This window comes from Amycolatopsis sp. NPDC059021 (genome assembly GCF_042739895.1).
Classification (GTDB): domain Bacteria; phylum Actinomycetota; class Actinomycetes; order Mycobacteriales; family Pseudonocardiaceae; genus Amycolatopsis.
Map to the genome: position 1 here is coordinate 110,039 of NZ_JBHYIQ010000015.1, position 13,510 is coordinate 123,548.

Sequence of the window (13,510 nt, forward strand, 5' to 3'; positions counted from 1 at the left end):
ACCCTAGAAGCGGTACCGCAACACCCGCCCGCCCTGCCGGGAAAGCGCGGTGCTGCGCGCCATCAGCCGGGTGAGCGCGCGCAACGACCGGGGAAACATGTCCACCTCGGGCACCCGGGTCAGCAACTGTTCCTCGGCCAGCGTGAGCCCGGCACCCCAGTGTTCCGGCTCCCGGGGATCGTCGAAGCCCTGCGCCGCCTTGATGTTCAGCGCCTTGATCGACGGGTGGTACTTCATCGCCCACGCCGCGAACCGCGTGTAGCCGTTGAGCACCAGCTCCCCGCCCGGAAAGCGACCGGTGAGTTCGCGGACCATCCGCGGGAACGTGTCCCCCGGCATGAACGGCAGCAAGCCCTCCGCGACGATCATCGCGGGCCGGTCGTCCGGCAGTCCCCCCGCCCAGCCCGGCGTGCTCAGATCCGCGCCGATCAGCCGCGACCGGCCCGGAAGGAACTTTGACCGGAGTGCCACCACTTCCGGGAAGTCGACGTCGTACCAGTCGACGCCGCCAGGTGGATCACAGCGGAAGACACGGGTGTCGAGCCCGCACCCGAGGTCGAGCACGACGGCGTCCGGGTGGGCGCCGGCGAAACGGCGGACGGCGTCGTCGAGTTTCCTCGCCCGCAGCGCGGTGCCGGTGATCAGGCTCGGCTTCACCTTGAGCTTGGCGAAGTCGTAGTCGATCCGCTCCTCGATCTCGGCGGAGCGGACATCACCGAGGATCGGGGCGGGCGCCCGGCTGTCCAGCGCGCGGGCGTGCAGGGTGAGCAGCAGTGTTTCCTGAATCGGTCCGAGATCGAGCCGGACGCTCATGGGAGTTCCTAGGGTTTCAGGGGATTCCGGGCCGCGATGTCCCGCAGCCAGGTCAGGGATTCCTGGGCGGCCCGGATGCGTTGAGTGCGGGACTTGTCCGTCCCGGCGATGGCGAGCCCTTCGTCGGCGATCTCACCGAAGGCGCCGAGGCTGTCGAGCTTGCGCTGAATGACCTTTTGCCACGCGTCGTCCTCGATGCGGTAGTACGCGGTGCGGTCGCCGGGGCGGCGGACCTTGCGGACCAGCCCGATCACGGTCAGGAAGCGCATGTTGGAGGTGAGTGAAGCGCGGCTCGCCGAGATGACGTCGGCGATCTCGCCCGCGGACTGCTCGGGCGGGTCGCTGATCATCAGCCAGCCGAGGATCCGGCCGGTGATGGGCGGCAGCCCCCACTCGTCGACGCAGAAGGTGGCCACGCGCTCCACCCATCGCGCGATCCGGTCCTCGTCAGCCATGTCGCCACTCCTCGCCCGTGTCCTCAGCCGATCACTGTTTCACAGCGGCCACCGTCTCGCGTGTCGGCGCCGGTGTGGCGGTGGCCAGGCGGGTACGGCGCAGGTAGCGGTCGAACCAGTCGACGGCCAGCCGCATCGCCTCTTCCAGGCCGGAGCCGGTGTACAGCCCGAGGACGTCATACGGCAGCACTTCGAGCCGCTTCGGCTCGCCTGCCTTGGCGAACGCGCTCTGCGCCTCGTCGAGCAGGTGGTACGGGTCGTGCCCGCCGTTCGCGATCATCAGCAGCGGCGTCGGCGCGAGCCGGTGGATCAGGTTCTCCGGCGCGAAGGTCAGCAGGTGCTCGGTGGAGTCGAGCGTCTTTTCGTTGCGGTAACTGGGAAACAACTCGGCGGACAGCTCCGGCCCGTGCTTGACGTTCTCGTGGTCCAGCGTCAGGTGCGGGACGCGGGCGCTTTCGCCCGTGCGGTACCGGCGTTCCCAGTCCTCGTCGAGCCGATCACGCAGCGCACGCAGTTTCTCGCTGCCGAGCAGCCGTTCCAGGTACCGCCAGCCGTCCCAGACACTCGGGCTCTGCACGACGACGCACTTCGCCCGCCGGTCGAGCACCGCGGCCTGCACCGCGACGGAACCGCCGACGCTGACGCCCCACAGACCGATCCGCTCGGGCTCCACCTCGGACCGCGTCCTCAGGTACGAGATCGCGCTACGGAAGTCCTCGGCCTGCCGTTCCGGGTGGTCCAGCCCCCGAGGTTCCCCCTCGCTTGCCCCGACCGTGCGGTAGTCGATGGCCAGCACCACGAACCCCGCGCGCACGAGGTACGGCGCGAAGACGCTCAGCGCCTCCTTCACCATGACGCCGCTGTGGCCGAGCACCAGCGCCGGTGCCGGAGTCTCCGCCGAGACTCCCTCGGGCAGGTACAGGTCACCGGCGCAGCGCGTGCCGAGACTGGGGAACCGGACCTCTTCCGGTCGAACGACCATGAACCTCACTCCTCACATGCTAGTTATTTCAGTATTGACTGAAATAACTAGCAACGTCAAGTACCGGAAATCGCCGCAGACCGGTAACTTGACGGGAACGCCGGCTGGACCACAGTGAACGAGAGGGGAAGCCATGCCGATCAACCGCGTGCTCGCCGTGGTCACGGTCGCGGATTTCGACGCCGGACTCGCCTGGTACCGACGCCTCTTCGGCCGCCCTGCGGACGATCGGCCGATGGACGGCCTCGCGGAATGGCACTTCCCCGGCTCCGCGGCGGTCCAGATCGTGCACGATCCCAGCCGCGCCGGTTCCGCGTTGCTCACCCTCGGCGTCGACAGCGTGGAAGCGTTCCGAGGGGGCATCACCGCGCGCGGCCTGGCGGTCGAGGAGATCACCACCGCGACGTTCACGCGACTCACTGCCATCACGGACCCCGACGGCAACAGGATCACCTTCGCCGAGCCGCGCGAAACCGGGAACGGCGCCGATTGACCGAAGCGGTTTCGCCCTTGGCGGACAACGGTTTTCTCGCGCCGCGCTCGGTCTACAGTGGCGGAAAACCGGACGACGCATTGGGGGACGCGATGAGCGCGCGGCAGGAACCGATCACCGGCACGGCCGCGGGAGTGCCCTTCACCGCACTGCCACCGGCGGGCGAGGCCGAGACCCCCGCCCCGCTCGTGGTCACCTGGCACATGCTCGACGCACCCCGCACGAACGCCGCCTTCGCCGCCGCGCTGCCGATGCACGCGGTACCGGCGTGGCGGATCCACCTCGGCATGCCGCTGTCCGGGGCGCGGATGCCCGAGGGCGGTTTGGCCGCCGCCGCGGCGGTCATCAGGGAGGACGCCATGCTGTCCTTTGTGGACGCGTTCGTGCGCCAGGCCACCGGCGAGTTCCCGGCGGCGCTGGCCGAACTACGCGAACGGTTCCCGCTCGACGACGGCCCGATCGGGCTCGCCGGCGGTTCGCTCGGCGGCGCCGTCGTCCTGCGGCACCTGGTCGAGAACCGGTTCCCGGTCCGGGCCGCGGCGCTGGTCAACCCCGCTGTCCGCGCGCGCTCAGTGGTGGGCCTTGTCGAAGCGATGACCGGGCCGTACTCGTGGACGCCGGAAGCAAACGCCGCCGCCGATCTGCTGGACTTCGTCGCCCTCGCCGGCGAGCTCGCGGCCCGGACGCCGCAGGTCCCACTGCTGCTGGTCAGCGGCGAGGAGGATCACCCGTCGCTGCGGACGGACGCGGCCGAACTCGTCGATGCCCTGCGCGAGCGGTACACGCGGCCCGAGGACGTCCGGCTGACGACCGTGCCCGGCCTCGCCCATCCCCTCGCCGACGAGCCGGGGCTGGAGCCCGCTCCGCAACTGCCCGTGGCCACGGTGGTCGATGAGGAGATCACGCGGTGGTTCGCGGGTCATCTCACGCGGCCGTGAACTTGCGCGAGGGCACCACCTCGTCGACGAGCCCGTACCGCAGGGCTTCGCCAGCGGTGAAGATGGCCGCGCGCTCGATGTCCTCGTGCACCTGATCCGCCGTTTTCCCGGTGTGCTCGGCGAAAGCGGACTCCATCAGGCTCCGCATCCGCTGCAGTTCGGCGGCCTGGATGAGCAGATCCGACGTGTGCCCGTACACGCTCTCGATCGCGGGCTGCTGGATCAGCACACGCGCGTTGGGCAGGCAGAGCCGCATTCCCGGCGAGCCCGCGGCGAGGATCAGCGCCGCGGCCGAAACCGCCTGGCCGAGGCAGACCGTGCGAATACGGGAACGCACGTACCGCATCGTGTCGTATATGGCCATCATCGCGGTGAGCGAACCACCGGGGGAATTGAGATAGATTTCGATATCGCTGTCGGGATCGTCGCCCTCCAGCTGCAGTAATTGCGCCATGACATCGCTGGCCGACGCGTCGTCGATCGGGGTGCCGAGGAAGATGATCCTGTCTTCGTACAACCGGTTGTACGGGTTGCTCTCCTTCACCCCGTAGCTCGTGTGCTCCACGTACGACGGCACAAACCGCCGCGCATGCGGAACCTTGACCGTGCCCATCGACGCCTCCACCACTCGCGATCCGTTACCCGTTCGAAGCTAACGGAAAACGACGTGGAAATGACGTGTGTTCACGATCAGCGAATTATCACCTATCCAGGGTTCAGCGCACCACGGGCAGCCGCACGACGGTGTTCCGGAGCGTCATGATTCCGGGAATCCGGCTGCCGTGCGCGAACGACAGATCGGAAATCGGTGACACGGTCAGGAAAAGCGTCTGCCCCGCCGGGACGTCCACCGCGACCGACGGCAGCTCGACCCCGGACCGCTGTTCCGTGCCGCCCAGCTGACGCAGCGGCAGCATGTTGTTCTGCACGATCTTCGCGTCCAGCGCGCTGGTGCCGACCGACAAAGCCATGAACAGGCGGCCGTCCGGCGACGTCGAAGTGACGTCGGCGTCCAGCGTCGGCGTCCCCGCGATCGTCACCGGGCCACGGGCGACCGGAACGGACTGCGGCAAGCCGAGGCCGACCGGGCTGCTGACGGTGCCGACCGGAATCGCGGTGCTGGCCGCCGTGGACCCGACGGTCTGACAGCGCCCGCCGAGCGTTGCCAGATGGTAGACCCCCTGCCCGCCGAGCCCGGTCGGCTTGCCCAGCAGCTGCTCGGTGAAGAACCGGAGGGACAGCTTGCGGAAGTCACCGCCGCCGAGTTCCGCCGAACAAGGATCGCCGGCCGCCTGGGCCGAGGAGAAGACGTCGACAGCGCCCGGCGAGCCGGGCGGGAAGACGCTCGGCAGCGTGTGACCGCCGTTGTAGCCGACGAAAATGCTCTGTGCCCGCGCCCGTGGAGTCAACGCGTTCTGGAAGTTCTTCAGCCCCTGTTCGAGCGGGAACAGGTTATCGGTGATTCCCTGTCCGAAAAGGACGGGGATGTCGAGCCGCCGCCCCTGGCCGGCATTCCACTGTGGACCATTGTGGGCCATGAACGCGGCGAGCGAATCGGGGAAGTTCCCGGTCGCCAGCGACTCGAGCAGGCCGGTGGTCACGACCGGCGGATTCGCGGTGGACGGGATCCCGGCCAGGTAGAGCAGCAGCGGCCATTCGCTGCGCGGAACACCTTGCGGGGCAAGGCTTCCGGCGAGGTCGTACCAGGTGATCTGCGGGGCGAGCGCGTCGAACCGCGTCTTGCCCCGGTCACGGAGTTCGCTGAACGCGCCGACGAACTGGTAGCCGCCGCCGTAGGAGCCGCCCATCGCGCCGAGCACCGGGTCGCCGGGCGCCTGCTTCGCCACCCAGTCCAGCCCCGCGATCAGGTCGACGAGACGCTGCACGTCCTGGCCCTCGTAGTCCGGGTTCTCCAGCTGCGCCTGCCCGCCGCTCTGCCCGAAGCCCCGCTGGTCGAAGCTCAGCACCCCGAATCCCGCGCCGAGGAAGTCCGCGAAGGCGGACGCCGACGTCGCCCGGCTGCCACCCCAGCCGTGGCTGTCGAAGATCAGCGGCACCGGCTTGTCCGCGGACGCGCCCGGTGGCCGGAAAACCGTGTAGCAGATCGAAACCGGAGCGGTGGTACCCGGATCGGGCACACTCGTCACACAGCCGTTGACGACCGCGTCGTCGTCCGCGCGGGCGACGCCGGTCAGCCCGGCGATGAGCAGCGGCACCGCGGCGATCAGCGCCCACCGGCGCGACCAGCGTGGCCGGCGTCTCGGGGGCTTTTCGAGCTGACGAAGTCCGGACATGCGCCAGTGCCCCCGTTCGTTCGAGTGACCGTCAGGGAGCATGAGCCGATCACCGCGGAATGTCAACGCCGTGGCCGGGATCCGGCGATCACCAGGTCGATTTCGCCGAGCCGCTCGGGGTCGGCCAGCATGTCGATCGCGACGATCCGGTCGTCCTCGATCGTGAAGGCGAACAGGACACGCGCGCGCCCGCCCGCCGACCACACCGCTCCGGCGACACCGTCGACGATGGCGAGCTTCGCCGCGTGAGCGCGTCCTGCGAAGGTCTTCGCCACGGCGGCGGCGCCCGTTTCGCGAGGTACCCCCATCTTGACCGCGGCGGCGTCGGCGTGGAGCACGGCGTCCGGTGCCAGCAAGGAAAGCAGGGTCTGGAAGTCGCCACCCCGCGAAGCGGCGAGAAAGGCGTCGACGATCTCACGTTGCCGGGCCGGATCGGGGACGGCGCTGTCCGCACCCCGCACCCGGCGCCGCGCGCGGCTGGCGAGCTGCCGGGCCGCGGCGGGCGAGCGGTCCACCATGGCGGCGATCTCGTCGAAGGGCACGCCGAACAGGTCGTGCAACACGAACGCGAGCCGCTCCGGCGGCGCCAGCGTGTCGAGGACGACCAGCAGCGCGAGCCCGACCGAGTCGGCCAGCACGGCCTCCTGCTCGGGATCGTCGCCGTCCGCGGGACCCGCGACAGCCTCGTCCGGCCGTACTCCGCTGGGTTCCTCCCGCCGCGACTTGCGCGCCTGGAGCATGTTCAGGCAGATGCGCCCGATGACGGTCGTCAGCCAGCCGCCGAGGTTCGCCACCTCGGTGGTGTCGGCCCGATCGAGCTTCAGCCAGGCCTCCTGGACGGCGTCCTCGGCCTCGGCCACCGAACCCAGCATCCGGTAGGCCACCGCCTTCAGCTGCGGGCGGTGCTCCTCGAATCGCAAGGTCAGCCGGTCGTGGTCGGTCATGGTCACATTCCTTCGTCGCGGGCTGTCATACCACTGACCGGCGAAATCGCGCCGATGTGACAAACCGTTCGAGGAGTACGCCATGCCCGAAGGCATCACGACGATCATCTACCCCGTCAAGGACCTCGCGAAAGCCAAAGAGCGGTTCAGCGAGCTGCTCGACGGCGGTGCCCAGCCCCAGCAGGACGTCAAGGACGCCGGCGGCGGCAAGCTCGTGGCGTCGGTGACCGACGCCGGCGGCAACGCCATCGGCCTCATCCAGGAGCCGTGACATGGCCAAGGCGAAGCGGATCCTCTACTGGCTGACGACCGCCGTCATCGTGTTCACCTGGGTGTCCGGCGGCCTGGCCGATCTCATGCGCTGGCCGGACACCCTCGCGGGCATGGTGAAGATCGGCTACCCGCCCTACGTCCTGACGATCCTCGGGATCTGGAAAATCCTGGGTGCCGTGGCGATCGCGGTGCCGCGATTCCCCCGGCTCAAGGAATGGGCCTACGCCGGGACTTTCTTCGAGCTGACCGGCGCCGTCGCGTCCCACGCGGCGGCCGGCTCCAGCGCGAGCCATCTCTTCTGGCCCGGGTCGTTCGCGGTCTGCGCGCTGGTTTCCTGGGCGCTCCGGCCGGAAAGCCGCGTGCTGGGGACGCTCGGGATTCAGGACGGCCGGGCCATGAGGGTGCGCAGTTCGGACCGGCCGGCGACGCCGAGGGTGTCGTAGAGCCGCCGCACCCGGCGATACATGGAGCGTTCGGAACAGTAGAACCGGCGGGCGATGGCCGCGATGGTGTTCGAACCGCACAGCAGGCTCACGAGCAGCTCGGAGTGATCCACCCTGGTCCCGCCCGCCGGCGGCCGCCGGTCGTGCTGTCCCAGCCGGCATCGCTCGCCCGGCCGCGCCACCGGGCGGAGGCGGGCACCATCGGCCCCCGGGCAGCTCTCGAACAGCGCCTGCAGCACTGATTCCTGTTTCCCCACAGGGAGTTCGAGGTTGAGCACCGCGGTGGCGCCGCCCATCATCGCCCGGTAGGTCTGGTGCCCGCTCAGATCGTCGACGATCGCGAGGATCGGCGCGAGGCACAGGCGATCACGCAGCTGCGCCAGGAACTGCGCCTGTGCCTCGTTCACCGCGGGTACGATCATCGGAATATCGTCTCTGCCCTCGGCGATCAGCCGATCCGGTGCGAGGAAGCCGATGTCGATTCCGTGTGGTTCCGCCCAGTGCGCGTTATCGGCAAGAAGGTTTCTCAACCCCCAGTGCGCGAGTGCGTAGCGACATTCCTGCCTGTTCGCGAGCATGGTCGTCAAGGCCACTTCCCCCAAAGCTTGGCTGCCGACTGCGCGGATTACTCTACCTGGCGGCATCACTGCGTGCAACCGTCCCACGAATGCGCGACCTCGGATCTCACCCCGGCGGAATAGCGTCATGACCGAACGTGAACAAGGATCGCGTATTCCCCGGCCGATGCCTGACAGGACTGCCAAACTCGCGATAACCGGCCACTCCGCCGCGCGGAACGCGATACACCTTTTCCGTGCCGCAGGCACTCGTTATCGGAAGTCCCTACCCTGGGGAGGAAAAATGCAGAAGTTCGTCCGATTCCTCGCGCCGATCGCACTGGTGTTCGCCACGTTCTTCACGGTCGTGCCCGCCGCGTCCGCGCTGGCAGCCGAGCCTGCCGTCGTCGCGGCCCCGTTCGGCGAGCAGCTCGACTGTGTCGCGGGAAACAACCACGCGGAGGTCGCGGCGAAGTTCATTTCCCGCTGCAAGAAGGGCTCGATCCGGCGCGAGTTCCCGAGTGACCGCCTTTCCCGCAACCTCGGCGAGATCTACGCGGGCAAGCAGGCGGGCGACCGGGACGACGTCAAGGCGTGGAAGCTGCTCAACGACAAGCGTTTCGACAAGTAGCACACCTGGCCGGGGTTCCCCGGGTGGGAACCCCGGCCATTGTGGTAGAGAGGAACCATGGCCACCGAAAAGCCCTTTGTCGCCGTCGTGCTCTATGAGTCGGCCAGCGACTCGCCCGATTACCGGACGCTGTATCGCGAAGACTTCGTGCTCGTCTTCGCCCGTGACGAGGAAGAAGCGCGCGAAATGGCACGACAGCGCGCCGAACGGGAATCGGGCAGCCACCACAACGAACGCGGCGAGCTGATCACGCTGTCGCTGAAGCACATCGTCGACGTCGCGCCCGCACTGGACGACGACCTCGGCCGCGGCGGCGATCTCTACGCCCGCCACTTCACCGACTTCGACGCCTACCGCCGCTTCGAGCCTCTTCTGTCCGAAAAGGACTGACCGGTCACGGTGCCGTCGCCTGCCGCGCCGAGCGCAGCAGCGCGACGTAGCCGTCGTCCAGCGTCGGCGCGACCGGGCGCGCGCCGGGCGGCGGGACCGGGCCGACGACACGGTATTCGGTGCCCTCGGCGGTGTTCGTCGCGTTCACCACGGTGAAGTCGCCGTCGGGCTGGGCCGCCGCGCGGACGAGGTGGGTCTGCCCCTCGGCCGCGCCGACCAGCCCGCTCGTCGTGCCGTGGTAGGCCACCCGGCCGGTGGCGAGCACGGCGACCTGCGCACAGCTCTGCGCGACGTCGTCGAGGATGTGTGTGCTCAGGATGACGATCCGGTGTCCGCCCAGCCCTGCCAGCAGCGCACGGAAGCGCATCCGTTCCTCGGGATCCAGCCCGGCCGTCGGCTCGTCGACGATGACCAGCCGGGGATCGCCGAGCAGCACCTGCGCGATCCCGAGCCGCCGCTTCATCCCCCCGGAGTACCGGCTGATCCGTTGGGTGGCAACGCTTTCCAGGCCGACCCTGGCGAGCAGGCCGTCGATCTGCGCGCGCCGGGCCCGCTTGTCGTCGATGCCCTTGAGCAGCGCGACGTAGTCGAGGAACTCCCGGCCGTTCAGGTCCGGGTAGAGCGAGAGTTCCTGCGGCAGGTAGCCCAGCAGGCGTTTCACCGCGGTCCGGCCCGCGCTCGTGGCCAGGTCGTGCCCGCCGACGACGACACTGCCCGACGTCGGCCGGACCGTACCGGTGAGGATGCGCATGAGCGTCGTCTTGCCCGCGCCGTTGGTCCCGAGCAGGCCGGTCATGCCCTCGCCGATGGTCAGGCCGACACCGTCGAGCGCCACGGTCGAACCGCGGTAGACCTTCGTCAGGTTCTCGATCGTGATGTTCACCGGGCGGTCTCCGTCCTGATGCGCGGGTTTGGGCTGCTCATCGGCGCACCGCCAGGATCGGGCGGGAGAGCAGGAAGAACAGCAACGCCATCGCCAGCGTGACGCCGATGGCGAGCACGGCGACGGCCGGGCTCGCGGCCGGACGCAGCCAGCCGCCTTCGTCCGGCGGAGGCAAGGTCCCCAGCCACACCGCCGACTGGTACGAGCCGAGCGGTGACAGCAGAGTGCCGGTGATGGTCGGGACCGGGATGAGCGGGCTCAGCGCCGTCGCCCAGTACCAGAGCGGGATGACCAGTATCCGCGCCGCGGCGACGGGCAGGATCAGTCCGAGCAGGGTGGCGATCGTCGTGAGCAGCAGCGATCCGGGCAGCACGATGGTGACGAGCCCGATCAGCGCGCCCAGCAGCGGCCGCGCGGACCCGGCGGAGGCCGACACGATGACGCCGAGCGCGAGCAGCACCAGCGCGACCGGCACCAGCGCGACCAGCCAGGGCCCGAGCAGCACGCCCGCCGCGCGCCCGGCCGGGCCCGCCGGAGTCGTCCCGAGCAGCTCCCGCAACCCGGGACGCCGTTGCGCGGCCAGCCGATCGGCCAGCGCGATGGCGACCCCGATCGAACCGAGCGCGTTGACCATCATCGCCGTCGCGCCCATCCTGGCCATCGGGTCGGTGTACGACGTGAGCCCCTGCGAGCCGAGGCCGAGCAGCAAAGCCAGCAGGCACAAGGGAATCAGCGACAGCCAGGCGGCGCGGCGGCGCAGCGCGAGCGTCGCCTCGTAGCGGACCGTGCCGCTCAACGCGGGGGAAAGCACTCCGCTCACGCCTCCTCCGTAGCTTGGAGCAGTGCCTCGGTGTCGCCGAGCCGCCGGGTGGCAAGGCGCAGCAGCACCGCGCCTGCCACGAGCAACAGCACCGCCTGCACCGGCACCGAACGGATCGCCTGGTCGACGATCAGCACCTTGGCCAGCCAGGCGGCGAACACCACCGCCGACGCCCCGGCCGCCGACCGCACCCTCGCCGCGGCGTACGCCGCCACCCCGAGCAGGGCCGCGGTGAACGCGACGATCCCGGCCAGCGCCCCGGCTGCCCCGGACAGCACCCCGGCTGCCGCGGGCACGGCCACCAGCACGACCGCGCCGGCCAGCGCCGACACCGCGAGCCAGGCGAGCCTGCGCGCGACCGTCGCCGGATACGGCACCGGCAGCGTCAGATGCAGCTCGACCAGCCGTTCCCCGGTCAGCACCGACGCCGCCGCGAGCCCCGCCACGACCGGCAGCGTGTCCGCCACCAGCGTCCTGGTGACGATGCCCGCGCCCAGCGACGGCACGAGCCCGCCCAGCACGACCGCCGCCGCCAGTGGCAACGCCAGCACGACGCGGCCGCCGCGACGGGCCTCGTGCAGCCAAAGTCCATTCACGACAGGTACGTAGCCGGCCGGCGCGGTTCGGTTCACGCCGACGGCACGCCGTAGCGAGGCCTGCCCATGCCGGGCACGGCGGCCAGCAGGAGAAGCAGCGCGACCAGCAGCGTCGTCGGCGCGGTGGACCACAGTGGCGCGATGATCGACCCGAGCCGATGCGCGAATCCGCTGCCCGAGACCGTCCCCAGGAGGCCGAGGAGCCAGACGACGAACCCGGCCACGGCGCCGGTCGCCGTCGACCGCCACACCGCGCACACCACGCCGACGGCGGAGGCGAACATCGCCTGGCCGAGCCAGCCCGCGATCAGGTCCGGCACCCCCGCCGGGGCCCCGAGTGCCGACGCCGAGGCGGACGCCGCGAGCGCGAGCAGCGTGTCCAGCGCGAGCACGACGAAGATCCGGTTCGCGAACACCACGGCCGGGGTCACCGGCATGGTCGCCATCAGCTCGACCCGCGGATCGCTGCGCGCGGAGCAGGCCGTCAGCGTGCCGAGCTGGATCACCAGGGTCACGGCCAGCCCGAAGAACACCGTCGACAGCCCCGTCCGCGCCGTGAGCACGGCCAGCAGCACGCTGCCCGCGAAGCCGAGGAGGGTGAGCGGGGCGAGCGAACGCGGAAGCAGCCGCAACTGGGCGAGGGTGAGCATCGCGACCAGCCGCCAGGACGTGCGCAGCCCGGGGCTGACCACCTCGACCGGGGGCGCGGGCGCCGGCTGGGGCAGCGCCGGCCCGAGCAGGCTGTCGAAGGTGGGCGTGGTGAACTCGCCGGTCAGCTCGTGCGAGACCGCGCGGGCGGCGCCTGCCATGTTCTGCCAGCCGACCAGCCGGGCCCGGCAGTCCGCGCAGTCCGCGAGATGGCCCGTCGCCGGGCGGGCCACGGCCGCGACCAGCTGATCGTCCGTCAGATGCGTGCTCATTCCTGCCTCCCTGCCACCGGGTTCGCCGTGGCCGTCGCCAGCGCCGCGGCGAGCCGCTTGCGGGCGTGGGACATCCGGCTCTTCACCGTGCCGACGGGGATGTCCAGCACCGCCGCCACGTCCGGGTAGGCCATGTCGTCGACGAGCACGAGCAGCAGCACCTCCCGCAGGTGCTCCGGCAGGTCCCGGATGCCCGCCGCGAGCTCCGCGCGCGCCGCCCTCGCGAACACCTCCGTCTCGACGTCGCCCGCCGGATCGGGCACGGCGCCCGCCTCCTCCAGCTCGACGACCGGCAGCACGGCCTTGCGCAGGTGGTTGTGCGCCTGGCGCTTGGCCACGCCGAACAGCCAGCCGCGCGCCGAGGAGTCGCCACGGAAACTGCCCGCCGAGCGCCAGATGGCGAGCCACGCCTCCTGCAGGATCTCCTCCGCGACCCCGGCCTGCGACGTCATCCGGCGCACCAGCCGCAGCATGGCGGTGGCGTGCCGGTCGTAGAGCGCGCGCAGGGCGGCCTGCTCGCCACCGGCCACCGCGGCCAGGAGCGCCTCGTCGGAGTCCACACACCCTTGTGTAGCGGGTGGCCCCGGAACGGTTCAAATCGAGCCGTCGCGGCTGGTCCGTTCGTGCCGCGCCGGCGCCGCGCCCACCGGGATTCCCGGGTTGGCAGTCCGGCACTGACGTCTCTGCCAGATCGGCCCCGAAGCGTTGTAGCGCCCGATCCCGCCTGCTTGTCTCGAACCGCGGCCGGGGCTGCCGAACAGGCGGTCCGGGTCGTGGGTATCGCCGTCCGTTGGGGGCGGTTCACGCGATGGAGGAGGAACCATGAGCTCGCTTGTGGAGCAGAAGACCGAGACTCCGGAGACGGTCGACCTGTTCGACCTGGACCTGCGGGTCGGCGTCGGCAACGTCTCGGCCGGTCCGGCGGTGACGAGCTACTCGTACTGCACGCCGGGCTGCACCAGCGATGGCGGCGGCAGCGGCTGCAGCCACTGCTGCTGACACCGGTCCCGGCCGGGGGGGGGGGGGGCCCCCCGAGCCGCCCCGCCGCCGCCGGCCCGCGCCGGGGGGGGGCGCGCGG

General features: G+C 70.4%; 19 protein-coding genes. 7 read left to right on the forward strand and 12 right to left on the reverse strand.

What is annotated here, in order from left to right:
- Positions 1–3: 3 nt before the first annotated feature.
- Genes ACFWX1_RS11975 through ACFWX1_RS11985 form a run of 3 tightly spaced genes read right to left on the reverse strand, consistent with a single transcriptional unit; the run spans position 4 to position 2,250 of the window.
- Positions 4–813 carry a class I SAM-dependent methyltransferase gene (locus tag ACFWX1_RS11975; protein ID WP_378386444.1) on the reverse strand — a complete coding sequence of 270 codons (810 nt, stop codon included), beginning with the start codon at positions 811–813 and terminating at the stop codon, positions 4–6.
- Between the two features lie 8 nt (positions 814–821).
- Complete coding sequence (locus tag ACFWX1_RS11980) at positions 822–1,268, reverse strand: GbsR/MarR family transcriptional regulator (protein WP_378386446.1); 447 nt, start codon at positions 1,266–1,268, stop codon at positions 822–824.
- Positions 1,269–1,299: 31 nt separating this feature from the next.
- The gene (locus tag ACFWX1_RS11985) at positions 1,300–2,250 is read right to left on the reverse strand and encodes an alpha/beta hydrolase (RefSeq protein WP_378386448.1); all 951 of its coding nucleotides are present in this window, start codon (positions 2,248–2,250) and stop codon (positions 1,300–1,302) included.
- 133 nt (positions 2,251–2,383) lie between these two features.
- Here ACFWX1_RS11985 and ACFWX1_RS11990 point away from each other — a divergent pair, with 133 nt between their 5' ends.
- Positions 2,384–2,743, forward strand: a complete 360-nt coding sequence (locus ACFWX1_RS11990; RefSeq protein WP_378386450.1) for a VOC family protein — start codon at positions 2,384–2,386, stop codon at positions 2,741–2,743.
- 92 nt (positions 2,744–2,835) lie between these two features.
- On the forward strand, positions 2,836–3,681 hold the full coding sequence (locus tag ACFWX1_RS11995; protein ID WP_378386515.1) for an alpha/beta hydrolase: 846 nt from the start codon (positions 2,836–2,838) through the stop codon (positions 3,679–3,681).
- Here ACFWX1_RS11995 and ACFWX1_RS12000 read toward each other — a convergent pair.
- The 3 genes from ACFWX1_RS12000 to ACFWX1_RS12010 all read right to left on the reverse strand — a co-directional run bounded on the left by ACFWX1_RS12000 (position 3,668) and on the right by ACFWX1_RS12010 (position 6,919).
- Positions 3,668–4,294: an ATP-dependent Clp protease proteolytic subunit gene (locus ACFWX1_RS12000; protein WP_378386452.1), complete on the reverse strand. Its 627-nt coding sequence runs from the start codon at positions 4,292–4,294 to the stop codon at positions 3,668–3,670. The genes ACFWX1_RS11995 and ACFWX1_RS12000 overlap by 14 nt on opposite strands.
- Before the next feature lie 103 nt (positions 4,295–4,397).
- Entirely contained in the window at positions 4,398–5,975 is a 1,578-nt protein-coding gene (locus tag ACFWX1_RS12005; RefSeq protein ID WP_378386454.1) for a CocE/NonD family hydrolase, read from the reverse strand.
- Positions 5,976–6,037: 62 nt separating this feature from the next.
- A complete protein-coding gene (locus ACFWX1_RS12010; protein WP_378386456.1) occupies positions 6,038–6,919 on the reverse strand; it encodes a sigma-70 family RNA polymerase sigma factor in 882 nt (293 codons plus the stop codon).
- Between the two features lie 82 nt (positions 6,920–7,001).
- Between ACFWX1_RS12010 and ACFWX1_RS12015 the strand changes: the two genes are divergently transcribed.
- Together ACFWX1_RS12015 and ACFWX1_RS12020 are read left to right on the forward strand one after the other, a co-directional pair.
- Positions 7,002–7,190 (forward strand): VOC family protein, encoded by a 189-nt coding sequence (locus ACFWX1_RS12015; RefSeq protein ID WP_378386458.1) that lies wholly within the window; start codon positions 7,002–7,004, stop codon positions 7,188–7,190.
- A 1-nt stretch (position 7,191) separates the two neighbouring features.
- Positions 7,192–7,635: a DoxX family protein gene (locus ACFWX1_RS12020; protein WP_378386459.1), complete on the forward strand. Its 444-nt coding sequence runs from the start codon at positions 7,192–7,194 to the stop codon at positions 7,633–7,635.
- On the opposite strand, the gene ACFWX1_RS12025 is transcribed toward ACFWX1_RS12020, so the two are convergent.
- Complete coding sequence (locus ACFWX1_RS12025) at positions 7,572–8,222, reverse strand: hypothetical protein (RefSeq protein ID WP_378386461.1); 651 nt, start codon at positions 8,220–8,222, stop codon at positions 7,572–7,574. The two genes, ACFWX1_RS12020 and ACFWX1_RS12025, sit on opposite strands and share 64 nt — an antisense overlap.
- 274 nt (positions 8,223–8,496) lie before the next feature.
- On the opposite strand from ACFWX1_RS12025, the gene ACFWX1_RS12030 reads away from it, so the two are divergent.
- Together ACFWX1_RS12030 and ACFWX1_RS12035 are read left to right on the forward strand one after the other, a co-directional pair.
- Positions 8,497–8,823, forward strand: coding sequence for a hypothetical protein (locus ACFWX1_RS12030; protein WP_378386463.1), 327 nt, complete (start codon positions 8,497–8,499; stop codon positions 8,821–8,823).
- Between the two features lie 57 nt (positions 8,824–8,880).
- The gene (locus tag ACFWX1_RS12035) at positions 8,881–9,213 is read left to right on the forward strand and encodes a DUF4288 domain-containing protein (RefSeq protein WP_378386465.1); all 333 of its coding nucleotides are present in this window, start codon (positions 8,881–8,883) and stop codon (positions 9,211–9,213) included.
- A gap of 4 nt (positions 9,214–9,217) precedes the next feature.
- Here ACFWX1_RS12035 and ACFWX1_RS12040 read toward each other — a convergent pair whose 3' ends face one another.
- The 5 genes from ACFWX1_RS12040 to ACFWX1_RS12060 are packed head-to-tail and all read right to left on the reverse strand — an operon-like array spanning position 9,218 to position 12,992.
- The gene (locus ACFWX1_RS12040; RefSeq protein ID WP_378386467.1) at positions 9,218–10,096 is read right to left on the reverse strand and encodes an ABC transporter ATP-binding protein; all 879 of its coding nucleotides are present in this window, start codon (positions 10,094–10,096) and stop codon (positions 9,218–9,220) included.
- A 37-nt stretch (positions 10,097–10,133) separates the two neighbouring features.
- Entirely contained in the window at positions 10,134–10,916 is a 783-nt protein-coding gene (locus ACFWX1_RS12045) for a hypothetical protein (RefSeq protein ID WP_378386469.1), read from the reverse strand.
- Entirely contained in the window at positions 10,913–11,512 is a 600-nt protein-coding gene (locus tag ACFWX1_RS12050) for a hypothetical protein (RefSeq protein WP_378386470.1), read from the reverse strand. The genes ACFWX1_RS12045 and ACFWX1_RS12050 overlap by 4 nt, the downstream gene beginning before the upstream one ends.
- A gap of 32 nt (positions 11,513–11,544) precedes the next feature.
- Positions 11,545–12,432, reverse strand: a complete 888-nt coding sequence (locus tag ACFWX1_RS12055; protein WP_378386472.1) for a hypothetical protein — start codon at positions 12,430–12,432, stop codon at positions 11,545–11,547.
- Positions 12,429–12,992, reverse strand: coding sequence for an RNA polymerase sigma factor (locus ACFWX1_RS12060; protein WP_378386474.1), 564 nt, complete (start codon positions 12,990–12,992; stop codon positions 12,429–12,431). The genes ACFWX1_RS12055 and ACFWX1_RS12060 overlap by 4 nt, the downstream gene beginning before the upstream one ends.
- Before the next feature lie 262 nt (positions 12,993–13,254).
- On the opposite strand from ACFWX1_RS12060, the gene ACFWX1_RS12065 reads away from it, so the two are divergent.
- The gene (locus tag ACFWX1_RS12065; protein WP_378386476.1) at positions 13,255–13,431 is read left to right on the forward strand and encodes a gallidermin/nisin family lantibiotic; all 177 of its coding nucleotides are present in this window, start codon (positions 13,255–13,257) and stop codon (positions 13,429–13,431) included.
- The last annotated feature ends 79 nt before the right edge of the window (positions 13,432–13,510 follow it).